The sequence below is a fragment of the Treponema sp. R6D11 genome (genome assembly GCF_054786075.1).
This window is the reverse complement of record NZ_BDHD01001419.1, coordinates 1-308: the sequence shown is the minus strand read 5'-3', so window position 1 is coordinate 308 and position 308 is coordinate 1. Positions and strand designations below refer to the sequence as shown.

The 308-nt window shown below is 43.2% G+C and carries 1 protein-coding gene; it reads left to right on the top strand.

What is annotated here, in order from left to right; translation table 11 throughout:
• A partial coding sequence (locus tag ACYVTD_RS18985) for a hypothetical protein (RefSeq protein WP_461249133.1) occupies positions 1-308 on the top strand: 308 nt, incomplete at both ends.

Here is a 308-nt window from a genome sequence, read left to right as displayed (position 1 = left end):
GTCGGTAACCGCGAAGGCTCTTTCCTTCAGCCGACCGCGCTTGACAGAATGGGATACTCTTTATACGCGCTTGATTCAAGAGCCGCCACTCTTACACGTTTTGATCTTACCGGTTATGGCGCGTTAATTAACGATGCGTTAGATGAATACAAAGCCGGTCGTTATGAAACTTCGGCGGTACTTTGGGAAGAAGTTTTAAAAATGAACGGAAATTATGATTTGGCGTACATTGGAATAGGACGCGCCGCTCTTAGGCAAAAAGAATTTCAAAAAGCAATGAAATACTATAAGTTAAAACATTACCGCGA